The sequence below is a fragment of the Pseudactinotalea sp. Z1739 genome (genome assembly GCF_049725055.1).
Lineage (GTDB): Bacteria > Actinomycetota > Actinomycetes > Actinomycetales > Beutenbergiaceae > CALKWS01.
In genome coordinates this window covers 178,723-192,081 of the sequence record NZ_JBMPQA010000007.1, presented here as the reverse complement: position 1 = coordinate 192,081, position 13,359 = coordinate 178,723, and the positions used below count along the sequence as shown (strand labels likewise).

The 13,359-nt window shown below is 69.9% G+C and carries 14 protein-coding genes; 9 read left to right on the top strand and 5 right to left on the bottom strand.

Going from position 1 to position 13,359, the window contains the following annotated elements:
* Genes ACO0LV_RS11245 through ACO0LV_RS11235 form a run of 3 tightly spaced genes read right to left on the bottom strand, consistent with a single transcriptional unit; the run spans position 1 to position 3,478 of the window.
* Positions 1-1,371: a dihydrolipoamide acetyltransferase family protein gene (locus ACO0LV_RS11245; protein WP_424787989.1), complete on the bottom strand. Its 1,371-nt coding sequence runs from the start codon at positions 1,369-1,371 to the stop codon at positions 1-3.
* The gene (locus ACO0LV_RS11240) at positions 1,368-2,372 is read right to left on the bottom strand and encodes an alpha-ketoacid dehydrogenase subunit beta (protein WP_424787988.1); all 1,005 of its coding nucleotides are present in this window, start codon (positions 2,370-2,372) and stop codon (positions 1,368-1,370) included. The genes ACO0LV_RS11245 and ACO0LV_RS11240 overlap by 4 nt, the downstream gene beginning before the upstream one ends.
* Positions 2,369-3,478: a thiamine pyrophosphate-dependent dehydrogenase E1 component subunit alpha gene (locus tag ACO0LV_RS11235; RefSeq protein ID WP_424787987.1), complete on the bottom strand. Its 1,110-nt coding sequence runs from the start codon at positions 3,476-3,478 to the stop codon at positions 2,369-2,371. The genes ACO0LV_RS11240 and ACO0LV_RS11235 overlap by 4 nt, the downstream gene beginning before the upstream one ends.
* A gap of 175 nt (positions 3,479-3,653) precedes the next feature.
* Between ACO0LV_RS11235 and ACO0LV_RS11230 the strand changes: the two genes are divergently transcribed.
* Positions 3,654-4,124: an Lrp/AsnC family transcriptional regulator gene (locus ACO0LV_RS11230; RefSeq protein ID WP_424787986.1), complete on the top strand. Its 471-nt coding sequence runs from the start codon at positions 3,654-3,656 to the stop codon at positions 4,122-4,124.
* 33 nt (positions 4,125-4,157) lie between these two features.
* Here ACO0LV_RS11230 and ACO0LV_RS11225 read toward each other — a convergent pair whose 3' ends face one another.
* A complete protein-coding gene (locus ACO0LV_RS11225; RefSeq protein WP_424787985.1) occupies positions 4,158-4,700 on the bottom strand; it encodes an N-acetyltransferase family protein in 543 nt (180 codons plus the stop codon).
* A 147-nt stretch (positions 4,701-4,847) separates the two neighbouring features.
* Here ACO0LV_RS11225 and ACO0LV_RS11220 point away from each other — a divergent pair, with 147 nt between their 5' ends.
* The 3 genes from ACO0LV_RS11220 to ACO0LV_RS11210 are packed head-to-tail and all read left to right on the top strand — an operon-like array spanning position 4,848 to position 7,776.
* A complete protein-coding gene (locus tag ACO0LV_RS11220) occupies positions 4,848-5,141 on the top strand; it encodes a hypothetical protein (protein ID WP_424787984.1) in 294 nt (97 codons plus the stop codon).
* Positions 5,142-5,170: 29 nt separating this feature from the next.
* Entirely contained in the window at positions 5,171-6,094 is a 924-nt protein-coding gene (dapA, locus tag ACO0LV_RS11215) for a 4-hydroxy-tetrahydrodipicolinate synthase (protein ID WP_424787983.1), read from the top strand.
* Positions 6,091-7,776: a ribonuclease J gene (locus tag ACO0LV_RS11210; RefSeq protein WP_424787982.1), complete on the top strand. Its 1,686-nt coding sequence runs from the start codon at positions 6,091-6,093 to the stop codon at positions 7,774-7,776. The genes dapA and ACO0LV_RS11210 overlap by 4 nt, the downstream gene beginning before the upstream one ends.
* 10 nt (positions 7,777-7,786) lie before the next feature.
* On the opposite strand, the gene ACO0LV_RS11205 is transcribed toward ACO0LV_RS11210, so the two are convergent.
* Positions 7,787-8,362: a TetR-like C-terminal domain-containing protein gene (locus ACO0LV_RS11205; protein WP_424787981.1), complete on the bottom strand. Its 576-nt coding sequence runs from the start codon at positions 8,360-8,362 to the stop codon at positions 7,787-7,789.
* A 90-nt stretch (positions 8,363-8,452) separates the two neighbouring features.
* Here ACO0LV_RS11205 and ACO0LV_RS11200 point away from each other — a divergent pair, with 90 nt between their 5' ends.
* The 5 genes from ACO0LV_RS11200 (at position 8,453) to ACO0LV_RS11180 (ending at position 13,355) form a co-directional block, all read left to right on the top strand.
* A complete protein-coding gene (locus ACO0LV_RS11200) occupies positions 8,453-8,863 on the top strand; it encodes a hypothetical protein (RefSeq protein WP_424787980.1) in 411 nt (136 codons plus the stop codon).
* Positions 8,864-9,166: 303 nt separating this feature from the next.
* Complete coding sequence (locus ACO0LV_RS11195; protein ID WP_424787979.1) at positions 9,167-11,710, top strand: DNA translocase FtsK 4TM domain-containing protein; 2,544 nt, start codon at positions 9,167-9,169, stop codon at positions 11,708-11,710.
* 28 nt (positions 11,711-11,738) lie between these two features.
* Positions 11,739-12,341 (top strand): CDP-diacylglycerol--glycerol-3-phosphate 3-phosphatidyltransferase, encoded by a 603-nt coding sequence (pgsA, locus tag ACO0LV_RS11190; protein WP_424787978.1) that lies wholly within the window; start codon positions 11,739-11,741, stop codon positions 12,339-12,341.
* 7 nt (positions 12,342-12,348) lie between these two features.
* A complete protein-coding gene (locus tag ACO0LV_RS11185; protein WP_424787977.1) occupies positions 12,349-12,864 on the top strand; it encodes a CinA family protein in 516 nt (171 codons plus the stop codon).
* A gap of 164 nt (positions 12,865-13,028) precedes the next feature.
* Positions 13,029-13,355 (top strand): helix-turn-helix domain-containing protein, encoded by a 327-nt coding sequence (locus ACO0LV_RS11180; RefSeq protein WP_424787976.1) that lies wholly within the window; start codon positions 13,029-13,031, stop codon positions 13,353-13,355.
* Positions 13,356-13,359 lie beyond the last annotated feature (4 nt).

Sequence of the window (13,359 nt, the reverse complement as noted above, 5' to 3'; positions counted from 1 at the left end):
TCACCCCATCAGTGCGATCGCCGGATCCGACAATACCGCCGTGATGTCGGACAGGAAGGCCGAAGCCTCCGCGCCGTCGAGCACGCGGTGGTCGAAGGATACGGTGATCGTGACCACCTGGCGCAGTGCCACCTGTCCCTGGTGCTCCCAAGGGCGGGTGCGGATCGCGCCGACCGCCACGATCGCACTCTCCCCGGGGTTGAGGATCGGTACCCCGGAGTCGACGTCGAACACGCCCACATTGGTCACGGTCAGGGTCGAGGACGTGAGTTCGGCCAGCTCGGCCGACCCATCCCGCGCCCGGCTCGCCTGGGTGGCGATCTGCTCGGTCAGGGCCCGGGCGTCCAGGTCCTGGGCACCCTCCACGCCGGTCACCACCAGACCGCGGTCCGTGGACACCGCGATCCCGAGGTTGACGTGGCCGAACACCTCGATCCGGCCCGCGTCGGCATCGAAGTGGGAGTTCGCACTCGGTGTGGCGCGCACCGCCCGCAGGACCGCCCGGCACACCAGGGACAGGAACGACGGCGCCCGCTCGCCCCGGGCCTGTTCGCGCACCCGGCGGAGCAGGTCCAGGGTGGCGGTGACGTCGATCGTGGACTGCACGCTGGCGTGCGGTGCGGTGAAGGCCGAGTCCGTCATCGCCTGCGCGGTGTGCTTGCGCAGCCCGCTGACCGGGATGAACGTGGAGCCGGATGTCGCCGGGCCGGTGGGGGCGTCAGCCCGCCCGCCCGGTTCCGGGCCCTGGCCGGCGGCGCGCTGCACATCGGCGCGCAGCACGAGCCCGTCGGGTCCGGACCCGGTGACGGCGCGCAGGTCCACCCCGAGCCGGCGGGCCAGGGCGCGGACCGGGGGCATCGCCGGCGGGGTCGGCCCGGCCGGCTCCTCGCCGTCGTCGTCTCCGCCCCGGTACGGCGTGGTCTCGAACGTGCGACGGCGGCGCGTCGGGCGCGCATCGCCGGTCACCTTGGGCCCGTACCCCACCAGGACCGACTGGCGCTCGATTGCGGGAGTCTGCTCAGCCGGCCCGCTGTCCGCCGCCCCGGCCGGTACTGCCCCGGCATCTTCTGCGTCGGCCTCGCCGTCCTCGGCCACCGGCGCGTCCGCGCCCGGGGGTGCCTCGTCGTCGGCACCGTTCACGTCGAACTCGACCAGCGGGGCCCCCACCGCCACGGTCTGCCCCGGCTCGGCGTGCAGGGTGGCGATCCGGCCGGCATAAGGGCTCGGTAACTCCACCACCGCCTTGGCGGTCTCCACCTCGGCGAGGATCTGGTTCAGTTCGACCTCGTCACCCTCGGCGACCAGCCAGGTGACGATCTCGGACTCGGTCAGACCTTCGCCCAGATCGGGCAGCCGGAAGGTGGACCTCATGCCGGCACCTCCTGACCGCTGCGGGAGTGTCTGCGCCCGAGGGTGCGGTCCACCGCGTCCAGGATGCGGTCGATCCCGGGCAGGAAGACCTCCTCCAGGGCCGCCGGCGGATACGGGGTGTCGTACCCGGTGACCCGCTCGGGGCGCGCCTCCAGGTGCTCGAAGCAGTCCTCCACGGCACAGGTGATCACCTCCGAGGCGACCGAGAAACTGCCCGCGGCCTCATGGGCCACCACCAGGCGGCCGGTGCGCCGCACGCTCGCCGCCACCGTGGTGCGGTCGATCGGGGAGATGGCGCGCAGGTCGATCACCTCCAGGCTGATGCCCTCGTCGCTCGCGGCGATCGCGGCGTCCAGGGCGGTGGCCACCATCGGACCGTAGGCCACCACGGTGGCGTCCCGCCCGGGCAGCACCACCTGGGCGGTCTCCAGGTCCGCCTCGGCTCCGGGGTCCACCTCCGCCTTGGTCCAGTACCGGGCCTTCGGCTCGAGGAACAGCACCGGATCGTCCGAGGCTATTGCCGCACGCAGGGTCTGGTAGGCCTCCTGCGGGCTGGCGGCGGTCACCACGCGCAGGCCCGCCGTATGCGCGAAGTAGGCCTCGGGGGACTCGGAGTGATGTTCCACGGCACCGATGCCGCCGCCGTAGGGGATCCTGATCGTCAGGGGCATCCGGACCGTGCCGCGGGTGCGGTAGTGCAGCTTGGCCACCTGCGCCACGATCTGGTCGAAGGCGGGGTAGACGAACCCGTCGAACTGGATCTCACACACCGGCCGCAGCCCTGCGTAGGCCATCCCCACCGCGGTCCCGATGATGCCGGACTCGGCCAGCGGGGAGTCGATCACCCGTTGCCGGCCGAAGTCGCGCTGCAGGCCGTCGGTTACCCGGAACACCCCGCCGAGGGCGCCGATGTCCTCACCGATCAGCACCACCGAGTCATCGGCCTCGAGCCGCTCACGCAGGGCCGCGTTCAGGGCGCCCGCCATCGTCATCGTGGTCATGAGCCCTCCGGTGCCAGCGAGGCCTCGAGGAGTTCGGCCTCGCGGCGCTGGCGGCGCAACGGGGCGTGCTCGCTGGCATAGACCTGCTCGAACAGGGTGTGCGCGGGCGGCGGGGTCATCGTGGTGATGGCCGCGCGCAGATCCTTGGCCACCGCGTCGGAGCGGATCCGGGCTTCGGCGCGGATGGACTCGATCGGGGCGCCGGTGCCCTCCAGGTGCGACTCCAGCCGGGCGATCGGGCAGCGCGCGGCCCAGTGCTCCAACTCCGCCTTGTCGCGGTAGCGGGTCGGGTCGTCGCTGGTGGTGTGCGGGCCCATCCGGTAGGTGACCGCCTCGATGAAGGTGGGACCGCCCCCGCTGCGGGCCCGGTCGGCGGCGATCCGGGTTGCGGCCCGCACCGCCAGCACGTCGTTGCCGTCCACCCGCAAGGAGGGGATGCCGAACCCGGTGGGCCGCAGAGCCAGAGGAACCCGGCTCTGCACCGCGACCGGCTCGGAGATGGCGTACTGGTTGTTCTGGCAGAAGAACACCACGGGGGCGTTGAACGCCGAGGCGAAGACCAGACCCTCGTTCAGGTCTCCCTGACTGGTGGCGCCGTCACCGAAGCAGGCGATGGCGATCTCGCTGCCGCCGGCGCCGGTGATCGCCATCGCGTATCCGGCGGCGTGCAGGGCCTGGGCGCCGATGATGATCTGCGGGGTGGTCATGTGGCGTTGCTGGGGGTCCCACCCGGAGAAGGTGGTGCCGCGCCAGACGCTGAGCATCTCCGCCGGCTCCACGCCGCGGCACCAGGCCAGCGCCTGCTCGCGGTAGGAGGAGAAGATGAAGTCGTCGTCGTTGATGGCCCGGGCCAGCCCGATCTGGGCGCCCTCCTGGCCCAGCAGCGGGGGCCACAGACCCAGTTCACCCTGGCGCTGCAGCGCCACCGCCTCGGTGTCGATCCGGCGCACGATGGACATGTCGATGAACAGGTCGGTCAGGACCGTCTCATCGATATCGCCCAGGTGGGGGTCGAGCAGTTCATTCGCCGTGCGGGTGCCATCGGGTGCGAGCACCTGCAACGGTTCCTTCAAACCCTCCACGAGGGAGGAATCCGGTGGAGACATCGTTGTCGACATGGTGAGAACCTCCATGATCCCGGGCGCCTTGTGGGCACCCCAATGCGGCCAGGTCCAGCCTTGGTTCGACGGTACTCCTGCAGGGCAATAGGTGCAATCCGTAGCGGATCAGTTGAGCATAATGTTACATATGTAGCGCAGCCACGCGCTATAATTGGTCATTATGATCAGTGTTGATGACACCGACCGACGGATCCTGCTCGCGATGACCGCCAACCCCCGCGCCACCATCGTGGCGATCGCGGCGGAACTGGGCCTGAGCCGCAACACCGTGCAGGCGCGGGTGCAGGCCCTGGAGGCCAGCGCCGCGCTGCAGGGCTTCGACCGCCGGCTGCACGCGGCGTCCCTGGGTTATCCGCTCACGGTGTTCATGGCCACCGAAGTGGATCAGCCCCGGCTTGAGTACGTGGTGGAGCAGTTGCGAGGTATTCCGGAGGTGGTCCAGGCGCACGGCCTGTCCGGGCGGGGAGACATCCTGGTGCGGTGCGTGTGCACCGACGCCGAAGACCTGTACCGGGTGAACAAACTGGTGCTGGCCTGCGACGGGGTGATCCGCACCGAGACGTGGCTGGCGATGGGTGAGTTGATCCCGTTCCGGCTCGCCCCCGTGCTGGAGCGCGACCTGCAGGGCTGAGTGCGGGCAGGCGGCCCGTGTGCCCCGGTGGTCTCAGCCGTGCAGGTCGGCCGCCCAGGCATGCTCGCTCACCTGAGCCTGGCCCACCTGCAGCACCCGGCGCACCCCGACGGGGCCGAAGCCGGCGTCGGTGAGGAACGCCTCACGCACCTCATCGCCGTCGACCAGCCAGATCCGGGTCTTGGCGGCGCCGGTGCCCTTGAGGACGTCGGTGCAGGCCGCCAGCAGGCGGGAGCCGTGCCCCTGCCGCAGGTGATCGGTGTCCACGGCCAGTTCCACCACCTCACCGGTCGGGTCGCCGTCGATCCCTGGGGCCAGGGCCGCGAACCCCACCACGAGCGGTCCGGCGGTGGCCGTCAGCACCCGGTGCTTGGGCGAGGGCGGGTCGGTGATGGCGCTGCGCCATGCGGCGGCGAAGTCGGTGGCATCGAGCCCGGCCAGGACCTGTTCGGGCAGATGGTCACGGTGCCGGGCCCGCCAGGAGTCGAGTTGGATGCGGCCGAGATGGTCGGCGTCCTCGGCGATTGCCGGCCGTACCGAGACGTCGGCGGTCGGACCGTGGGAGTGGGCAGTCATCACCGCTCAGGCTACCTCCTCGCCGACCGGCTCCCGGCCCGGCACTATGCTCTGGGTAGATGACCGACGACGCCGCCCAACTGCCCATCCTGGTCACCGGCGCCACCTGCCTGCGCACGTGCAGGTGCACCGCGGGTTCCTCGGGATGTGGACTCCCTGGCCGGCGTGTTCGACGGCGTGGCACGGATGTACCTGGCGCCTTATGAGGACACTGCGCAGCAGGTAGGCGCACTGGCCGGCCAGGCGGGCGTGCGTCATATCGTGGCACTGTCCGGCCCTGCGGAGAGTTGGTGGGGCGGGCACGCCGAGTGGTACGTGGGCACCGCGGCCGAGACCTACGACCCCGGGCCGGCGGCGATGGACTCGGTTCCGCGGATCACCGGTCGTCCGGCCACGACGATGACTCAGTGGGTACGCGCCAACGCCGGTCAATTCACCTGAGCGCGACCCCGGCGCGGTACCGTCTAGGCATGGCTGAGAACATCCGCAGGGTGCCACCGCGCACGTTCGGTTCGGTGTCGGTGGCGATGGTCACCCCGATGCATCCCGATGGCAGCATCGACGTGCCGAGCGCCCGCGTCCTGGCGCGCCATCTGGTGACCTCCGGGTGCGACGCCCTGGTGGTCAACGGCACCACCGGAGAATCGCCCACCACCCACCAGCCCGAGAAGGATGACCTGGTGGCCGCCGTCGTCGACGAGGTCGGGTCGGAGGTCATGGTCATCGCCGGCGCCGGATCCAACGACACCGCGCACGCCACCCGGATCGCCAAGGCGGCAGAGCGCAACGGCGCCCACGGCCTGCTGGTGGTCTCGCCCTACTACAACCGCCCCTCCCAGGAGGGTGTCTACCGGCACATCTGCACGATCGTGGACTCGGTCAACCTGCCCGCGATGCTGTACGACATCCCCGGCCGCACCGGAGTGGCGATCGGGGACGAGATCCTGGACCGGTTCGCCGAGCACCCCCGCATCCGCGCCGTGAAGGACGCCACCGGTGATGTCCCGGCGGGCTTCGACCGGATGCGCCGCACCGGTCTGGAGTACTACTCCGGCGACGACGCGCTGAACCTGGCCTGGCTGACCCATGGCGCCTCCGGCGTGGTCTCGGTGGTCGGTCACGTCGTCGCCGGTCAGTACGCCCAGATGGTGAAAGCGATCGACGACGGTGACCTGTTCACCGCCCGGGACCTCTCGGCGGACCTGGCCCCGGTGTGTGATGCGATCATGGGCACCGGTCAGGGCGCGGTGATGTCCAAGGCCGCACTGTACCTGCAGGGGCGCCTACCCAGCCTCGCGGTGCGCTCGCCCCTGGTCGCCGCCAACGAGGCAGAACTTGCTGATCTACGTACCGCCCTGCGCCTGCACGGGCTGGAAGAAGAGGACCGCTCATGAGTCATCCCCATCCCGATCTGGACCTGCCCGGGCCGCTGCCGAAGGGGGGCCTGCGGATCGTTCCGCTCGGCGGGCTGGGCGAGGTCGGCCGGAACATGGCAGTGCTGGAGTACGACGGCCGGCTGCTGATCATCGACTGCGGTGTGCTCTTCCCCGAGGACCACCAGCCCGGGGTGGACCTGATCCTGCCCGACTTCGACTACATCGCCGATCGGCTGGATGATGTCGAGGCGATCGTGCTGACGCACGGCCACGAGGATCACATCGGGGCGGTGCCCTACTTGTTGCGGATGCGTCAGGACATCCCGCTGGTCGGGTCGAAACTGACGTTGGCGTTCCTGGAGGCCAAACTCACCGAGCACCGGATCAAGCCGGTCACCCGTGAAGTCGCCGAGGACCAGCACTTCCAGGCCGGAGTGTTCGACTGTGAGTTCGTCGCGGTGAACCACTCGATCCCCGACGCCCTGGCCGTGGCCGTGCACACCCCGGCCGGCACCGTTCTGCACACCGGTGACTTCAAGATGGACCAGTTGCCGCTGGACGGCCGCATCACCGACCTGCGTGCCTTCGCCCGGCTGGGGGAGCGGGGCGTGGACCTGTTCATGACCGACTCCACCAACGCCGAGGTGCCCGGGTTCACCGTCTCCGAGCGGGAGATCGGCCCGGTGCTCGACGGCGTCTTCGCGACCGCGGAGGGCCGGCTGGTGGTGGCGTCCTTCGCCTCGCACGTGCACCGTGTGCAGCAGGTGCTCGACGCCGCCCACGCCCACGGCCGCAGGGTCGCCCTGGTGGGCCGGTCGATGGTGCGGAACATGAAGATCGCTGAGAACCTGGGCTACCTCGAGGTGCCATCCGGGGTGCTCATCGATCAGAAGAAGGTCGATAGCCTGCCCGATGACCAGGTGGTGCTGATGAGCACCGGCTCGCAGGGGGAGCCGATGGCGGTGCTGTCCCGGATCGCCAACCAGGACCACCGGGTCTCGGTGGGCCCGGGGGACACCGTGGTGCTGGCCTCCTCGATGATCCCGGGCAACGAGACCGCGGTGTTCCGGGTGATCAACGGCCTGATCCGGCTCGGCGCGAAGGTGGTGCACCAGGCCAATGCCCGGGTGCACGTCTCCGGTCACGCCTCGGCCGGGGAGTTGCTGTACTGCTACAACATCGTCCGGCCCAAGAACGTGATGCCGGTGCACGGCGAGATCCGCCACCTGGTGGCCAACGGTGCGCTCGCGGTGGCCACCGGGGTGGATCCCCAGCGGGTGGTCCTGGCCGAGGACGGGGTGGTGGTGGACCTGGTCGACGGCAAGGCGAGCATCGCCGGGGCGGTGCCGTGCGGGTACGTCTACGTGGACGGCTCCTCGGTGGGAGAGATCACCGACGCCGAGCTCAAGGACCGGCGCATCCTCGCCGAGGAGGGGTTCATCAGCATCTTCGCCGCGATCGACTCCTCCACCGGCAAGGTGGTGGCCGGGCCGCACCTGCAGGCCCGCGGCCTCGCCGAAGGGGATGAGCGGCTATCGGAGATCGTCCCGGAGATCACCGACGCCCTCACCGAGGCCGCTGCCAGCGGCAAGGTGGACACCCATCAGCTCCAGCAGATCATCCGGCGGGTGGTGGGCCGGTGGGCCTCGCGACGGTTGCGCCGTCGTCCGATGCTGATCCCGGTGGTCGTGGAAGCCTGATCGTCCCGCACTACCCGCGCAGCAGCGCCGGACCCACGGCGCGCAGGGTGGCGATGTAGCGGTCGGCCCGCTGCGTCGTCGTGCCCGGGAGAAGGCCGCCCAGTTCCAGGTCCACCAGGCCGTGCACGACGGACCACAACCGGTAGGTGTGCTCGGTGACGTCGGGCTCCGGACCGCCGACGAGCCGGCGGACCGCCTGACGCAGGGCATCGAAGGTGGCGTGCTCCTGTGGCTGGCTGGGCTTGGCCGTGCTCCTCGGTCCGAACAGCACCCGGTAGAAGTGCGGGTCGTCCAGGGCGCTCTGGCGGTAGGCCACGCCGAGGGCGAGCAGGTCCGCACCTGGATCATGGGTGCGTTCCACCGCATCCAGGTGCGCGGCGAACCGCGCCAGGCCCTCGGCCGTGACCGCCTCGATGAGGTGATCGCGGCTACCGAACAACGCGTACACCGCCGCCGTGGTGGTCCCGGCCCCGGCGGCGACGGCGCGCAGGCTCAGCCCCTGGGTACCGCGATGGCTGATCGCTTCGGAACTGACGTCGAGGAGCCGGCGGCGAAGGTCGTCGTCGTAACGGCGCGGGCGGGGCATGAGGGAAGTCTAAAGAGCTTGACGCCCATTTCCTAACAGCGTTAGATAACAGTGTTAGAGAATGGATGTCCAGCCCCTGAGAGGTGCCCCATGCTCGAATTGACCGAAGCCGCCACCCGCACCGCCGGGATCGCCGTGCTGGCGGCCACCACCGTCACCACCGGCGGCTACTTCCTGCTGCGCATCAATGCCGGCAAGGCCCCGGTCACCGACTTCCAGCGCCGGTCCTTCCGGGCCGGGCACGGCCACGCCGGGGTCTTCATCACCCTGGGACTGGTGTGCCTGGTTCTCACCGAGGCCTCCGGCCTGAGCGGGGGCTGGGCCTGGCTGGCCCGTACCGGGGTGCTGGTCGCGGCGATCCTGATGCCGGCGGGCTTCTTCTTCTCCGCGATGGGTCCGGACCGGCGCACGCCGAACCGGTGGAGTGTGCTGATCTACGCCGGTGCCTCCTTCCTGATCGCGGGTCTGCTGACGCTCGGCGTCGGTCTGATCGCCGTCTGAGCGCCGCCCAGCCGCGCCGGTCCCGGGGGATGGGGCCCCTGGAGTGCGTGTCACACCGCAGGATTCTGCCGTTCCTCTGGTTCAGTGGACAGCGACGGGCGCGTATGAGCGATGCCCGAGGGCAGGAGGACAGCAGGTACCATGGCGACCCGGACGACTTCCCCCGGACGGTCAGCCCCACCAGGACGTAGGAAGAAGACAGCGACGGCCTCGCGTACCACCGCGACGAGGGACACCGCGTCCAAGGGTGAGGGTTCGGAACCCACGCGTTCCCTGCCGGTGCGGATGCTGCGTGGGATCTGGATGGGCACCGCCCACGTCGTCGGCGGTGCCGCCCGCTCGATCGGATCCAGCGCGAAGGGGCTGGATCCGGCTCATCGGCGTGACGGCCTGGCGTTCCTGCTGCTGGGCCTGGCGGTCATCATCGCGGTGCGGGTGTGGTTCGGCCTCTCCGGCGCGGCCGGGGACGTCATCCACGCCGCGGTCGCCGGCTCTGTGGGGGTGCTGGCCGCCGTCATCCCGCTGATCCTGCTGTTCATGGCGGTCCGGCTGATGCGCCATCCCGAACGCGGCGAGGTGAACGGCCGGATCACCGTGGGCCTGGGTGCCCTGACCATGGCGGTCAGCGGTCTGATCCACGTGGCGCGCGGACTACCGAGCCCCCCGGATTGGCCACAGATGTTCAGCGCCGGCGGACTGCTCGGCTACGTGGCGGCCTACCCGCTGTCGCTCGCCCTGAGCACCTACGTGAGCATTCCGCTGCTGGTACTGCTGGCGGTCTTCGGCCTGCTCGTGGTGACCGCCACCCCGGTGGCTGCCGTTCCGCGCCGGTTCGTGCAAGCCTGGCAGTGGCTCACCGGTGCGGATGTCACCGAGGATGAGGGCTCCCCGCACGGCGCGGACGGCGCCGGACCGGATGCACCCGCAAGCGGCGCCGACCGCCGTCGTGGCCGCAGGAAGGGCGGTGGATCGGCGCCCGACCCCGGCGCCTTCGCGGGCGATGAGGCATTCAGCCATCCCCATGACACCGATGAGGCCCGTGCTGGTGCCGCGTCCGTCTCCGGGGCCGCTGCTCCGGCCGGGAAGAAGAAGCCGGCCAAGGCCGCCGCGGCGAAGACGACCGCGTCGGCGGCCACCGAGGCCGGGGGCACCGAGGTCATCGAACCGCCTCCCACCCGGCCGCTACCACCGCGCGCTGAGCAGCTGATGCTCACGCCGGACCTGACCTACACCCTGCCCACCGACGACATGCTCGCCCGGGGCGCCCCGCACAAGACCCGCTCGGAGGCCAACGACCGGGTGGTGCAGGCGTTGACCGCGGTGCTCACCGACTTCGACGTGGACGCCGAGGTCACCGGGTTCACCCGCGGGCCCACGGTGACCCGGTACGAGGTGGAACTGGGTTCGGGTGTGAAGGTGGAACGCGTCACCGCGCTGAGCAAGAACATCGCCTACGCGGTGGCCAGCGCCGATGTGCGCATCCTGTCCCCGATCCCGGGCAAGAAGGCCATCGGGATCGAGATCCCCAACACCGACCGCGAGACGGTCTCCCTCGGGGACGTGCTGCGCTCCGGGCCGGCCCGCCGCAACGAGCACCCGATGGTGATGGGGGTGGGCAAGGACGTCGAGGGCGGCTACGTGGTGGCCAACCTGGCCAAGATGCCGCACATCCTGGTCGCCGGTGCCACCGGTGCGGGTAAGTCCTCCTTCGTGAACTCGATGATCACCTCGATCCTGATGCGCGCCACGCCCGAGGAGGTGCGCATGGTGCTGGTGGACCCCAAGCGGGTGGAGTTGACCATCTACGAGGGCATCCCGCACCTGATCACCCCGATCATCACCAACCCGAAGAAGGCTGCCGAGGCGCTGGACTGGGTGGTGCGGGAGATGGACACCCGCTACGACGACCTGGCCACCTTCGGCTACAAGCACATCGATGACTTCAACGCCGGAGTGCGCTCGGGCAAGGTCACCCCGCTGCCGGGCAGTGAGCGAAAACTCGCCCCGTACCCGTATCTGCTGGTGATCGTCGATGAGTTGGCCGACCTGATGATGGTGGCCCCGCGCGATGTGGAGGCCTCCATCCAGCGCATCACCCAACTCGCCCGGGCAGCCGGGATCCACCTGGTGCTGGCCACCCAGCGACCCAGTGTCGATGTGGTCACCGGACTCATCAAGGCCAACGTGCCCTCTCGGCTGGCGTTCGCCACCTCCTCGGTGACCGACTCCCGGGTGGTGCTGGACCAGCCCGGCGCGGAGAAGCTGATCGGCCAGGGTGACGCCCTGTTCCTGCCGATGGGCGCTTCCAAGCCGATGCGGGTGCAGGGGGCCTGGGTCAGTGAGTCCGAGGTCCACGGCGTGGTCGATCACGTCAAGGGCCAACTCAAGCCGACCTACCGCGAGGACGTGACGGTCGCGGCGGCCAAGAAGCAGATCGATGAGGACATCGGCGATGATCTCGACCTGCTGCTGCAGGCCGCCGAACTGGTGGTCTCCACCCAGTTCGGCTCCACCTCGATGCTGCAGCGCAAGCTCCGGGTGGGCTTCGCCAAGGCCGGCCGGTTGATGGACCTGTTGGAGTCCCGCGAGATCGTGGGGCCGTCGGAGGGTTCCAAGGCACGCGATGTGCTCGTGGTCCCCGATGACCTGCCCTCCACCCTGGCGATGCTGCGCGGCGACGGGCCCGGCCCCGGGTCCGACGGCGACATCCCCTTCGATGCCGAGCCGCACCAGACGTCCCATGAGGACACCGGCGTGCAGGCCGCCGAGCACGCAGCGGCCACCGGGTACGACGACGAGGCCTCCGACGCCGACTCCACCGATGCCTGGGAACTCACCGGCCGCTGAGCCTGTGAATCTCCCTTACCCTGGGCGGGTGACGAGTGAACCGGTCAATCCTCATGCCGGCCAGGTCTGGAACCTGCCGAACATGCTCACGATGCTCCGCATCGTCATGGTCCCCTTCTTCATGGTGCTGCTGTGGCAGGACACCACCTGGTCGCGGGTCGGTGCGCTGGCGGTGTTCCTGCTCGCCGCGCTGACGGACAAGCTGGACGGCTCGATCGCGCGGGCCCGCAACCTGGTGACCAACTTCGGGAAGATCGCCGACCCGTTCGCGGACAAGATGCTCGTCGGTGGTGCGATCATCATGCTCTCGATGCTCGGTGACCTGCCCTGGTGGGCCACGATCACGATCATCGCCCGGGAGGCAGCGATCACCATCCTGCGATTCATCATGGTGCGTCGGTGGGTGATGGCAGCCTCCAAGGGCGGCAAGCTCAAGACGGTCATGCAGGTGATCTTCATCGCCCTGATGATCCTGCCCGCGGTCGGCCTCCTCGGCGCCACCCTCGGGGGTTGGATCGAGACCGCTGCGTTCGTCGTGATGCTGGCCGCGGTGCTGGTGACCGTGGTCACCGGGCTGGACTACCTCATTCGAGCCATCAAGGTGGCCCGGAGCGGTGCCACCGCGCAGTAGCGGGCCCATGACCGGTCAGACGGCGGAGAACCCGGCCGCGACGCTCCTGGCTCGGCTGGGCGCGGCCTGTTGGAGCCTGGGCGCGGCTGAGTCCCTCACCGGTGGGCTGCTCGCCGACCGGATCGTGCAGGTTCCGGGCGCCTCGGCGACCTTCCGGGGCTCGGTTGTCAGTTACGCCACCGACGTCAAGCGGGATCTGCTCGGGGTGGACGCTGGTCTGCTCGCGGCGCACGGACCGGTGCATCCGCTGGTGGCCGCGCAGATGGCTACCGGGGCAGCGCAACTGCTTGGCACCGAACTCACCCTGGCTACCACCGGCGTGGCCGGCCCGGCCGGTCAGGACGGGCAGGGAGTCGGCACGATCTATCTGGCCTGCGCCCATCCGGGCGGCGTCTGGGTACGGCACTACCGACTCGCCGGGGGTCGGGAGCAGTTGCGGGCGTCCTCGGTGGACCTGGCGCTGGCGCTCGGCGCGGCGGCGATCCGGCCCACCGGGAACAAACAAGATGCGCCCGGGCGTTGAAGCAAGTAATGATCACACGTATGCACTCTCCGCGCTCCAGGCGCCCGGCCGGCCGTCCGTCCACTCCCCGGACGGTGCCACGGGCGATCTCGGGGTACGGTAATACTGCAACACCGGCACACACATCCAAGAGTTCGATGCGGGCGAGAGAGGAGGGACGCACCATGGTGGTTCTTCGCAGAGAAATCGGTGATGTCCTTCGCGACATCCGCCAGCGCCAGGGCCGCACCCTTCGCGAGGTCTCCTCCGCCGCCCAGGTGTCCCTCGGTTACCTCTCCGAGGTCGAGCGCGGACAGAAGGAAGCCTCCTCGGAGTTGCTCAACTCCATCGCCTCGGCATTGAGCGTGCCGTTGTCGGTGGTGCTGCGGGAAGTCTCCGACCGCATCGCGCTGGTCGAGGGGATCGCCGTTCCGGACACGGTCCCGGTCAGTTTCGCCGAGCAGATGGCCATGGCCGAGCAGTTCGGCCAGGAAGACCTCGCCGGCGTCTGAGCCC

Bases quoted from the DNA above. Each gene is read 5' to 3' on its own strand.
- ACO0LV_RS11245 (WP_424787989.1), bottom strand. From the start codon at position 1,371: ATGAGGTCCACCTTCCGGCTGCCCGATCTGGGCGAAGGTCTGACCGAG.
- ACO0LV_RS11240 (WP_424787988.1), bottom strand. From the start codon at position 2,372: ATGACCACGATGACGATGGCGGGCGCCCTGAACGCGGCCCTGCGTGAG.
- ACO0LV_RS11235 (WP_424787987.1), bottom strand. From the start codon at position 3,478: ATGTCTCCACCGGATTCCTCCCTCGTGGAGGGTTTGAAGGAACCGTTG.
- ACO0LV_RS11230 (WP_424787986.1), top strand. From the start codon at position 3,654: ATGATCAGTGTTGATGACACCGACCGACGGATCCTGCTCGCGATGACC.
- ACO0LV_RS11225 (WP_424787985.1), bottom strand. From the start codon at position 4,700: ATGACTGCCCACTCCCACGGTCCGACCGCCGACGTCTCGGTACGGCCG.
- dapA (WP_424787983.1), top strand. From the start codon at position 5,171: ATGGCTGAGAACATCCGCAGGGTGCCACCGCGCACGTTCGGTTCGGTG.
- ACO0LV_RS11210 (WP_424787982.1), top strand. From the start codon at position 6,091: ATGAGTCATCCCCATCCCGATCTGGACCTGCCCGGGCCGCTGCCGAAG.
- ACO0LV_RS11205 (WP_424787981.1), bottom strand. From the start codon at position 8,362: ATGCCCCGCCCGCGCCGTTACGACGACGACCTTCGCCGCCGGCTCCTC.
- ACO0LV_RS11200 (WP_424787980.1), top strand. From the start codon at position 8,453: ATGCTCGAATTGACCGAAGCCGCCACCCGCACCGCCGGGATCGCCGTG.
- ACO0LV_RS11195 (WP_424787979.1), top strand. From the start codon at position 9,167: ATGGGCACCGCCCACGTCGTCGGCGGTGCCGCCCGCTCGATCGGATCC.
- ACO0LV_RS11185 (WP_424787977.1), top strand. From the start codon at position 12,349: ATGACCGGTCAGACGGCGGAGAACCCGGCCGCGACGCTCCTGGCTCGG.
- ACO0LV_RS11180 (WP_424787976.1), top strand. From the start codon at position 13,029: ATGGTGGTTCTTCGCAGAGAAATCGGTGATGTCCTTCGCGACATCCGC.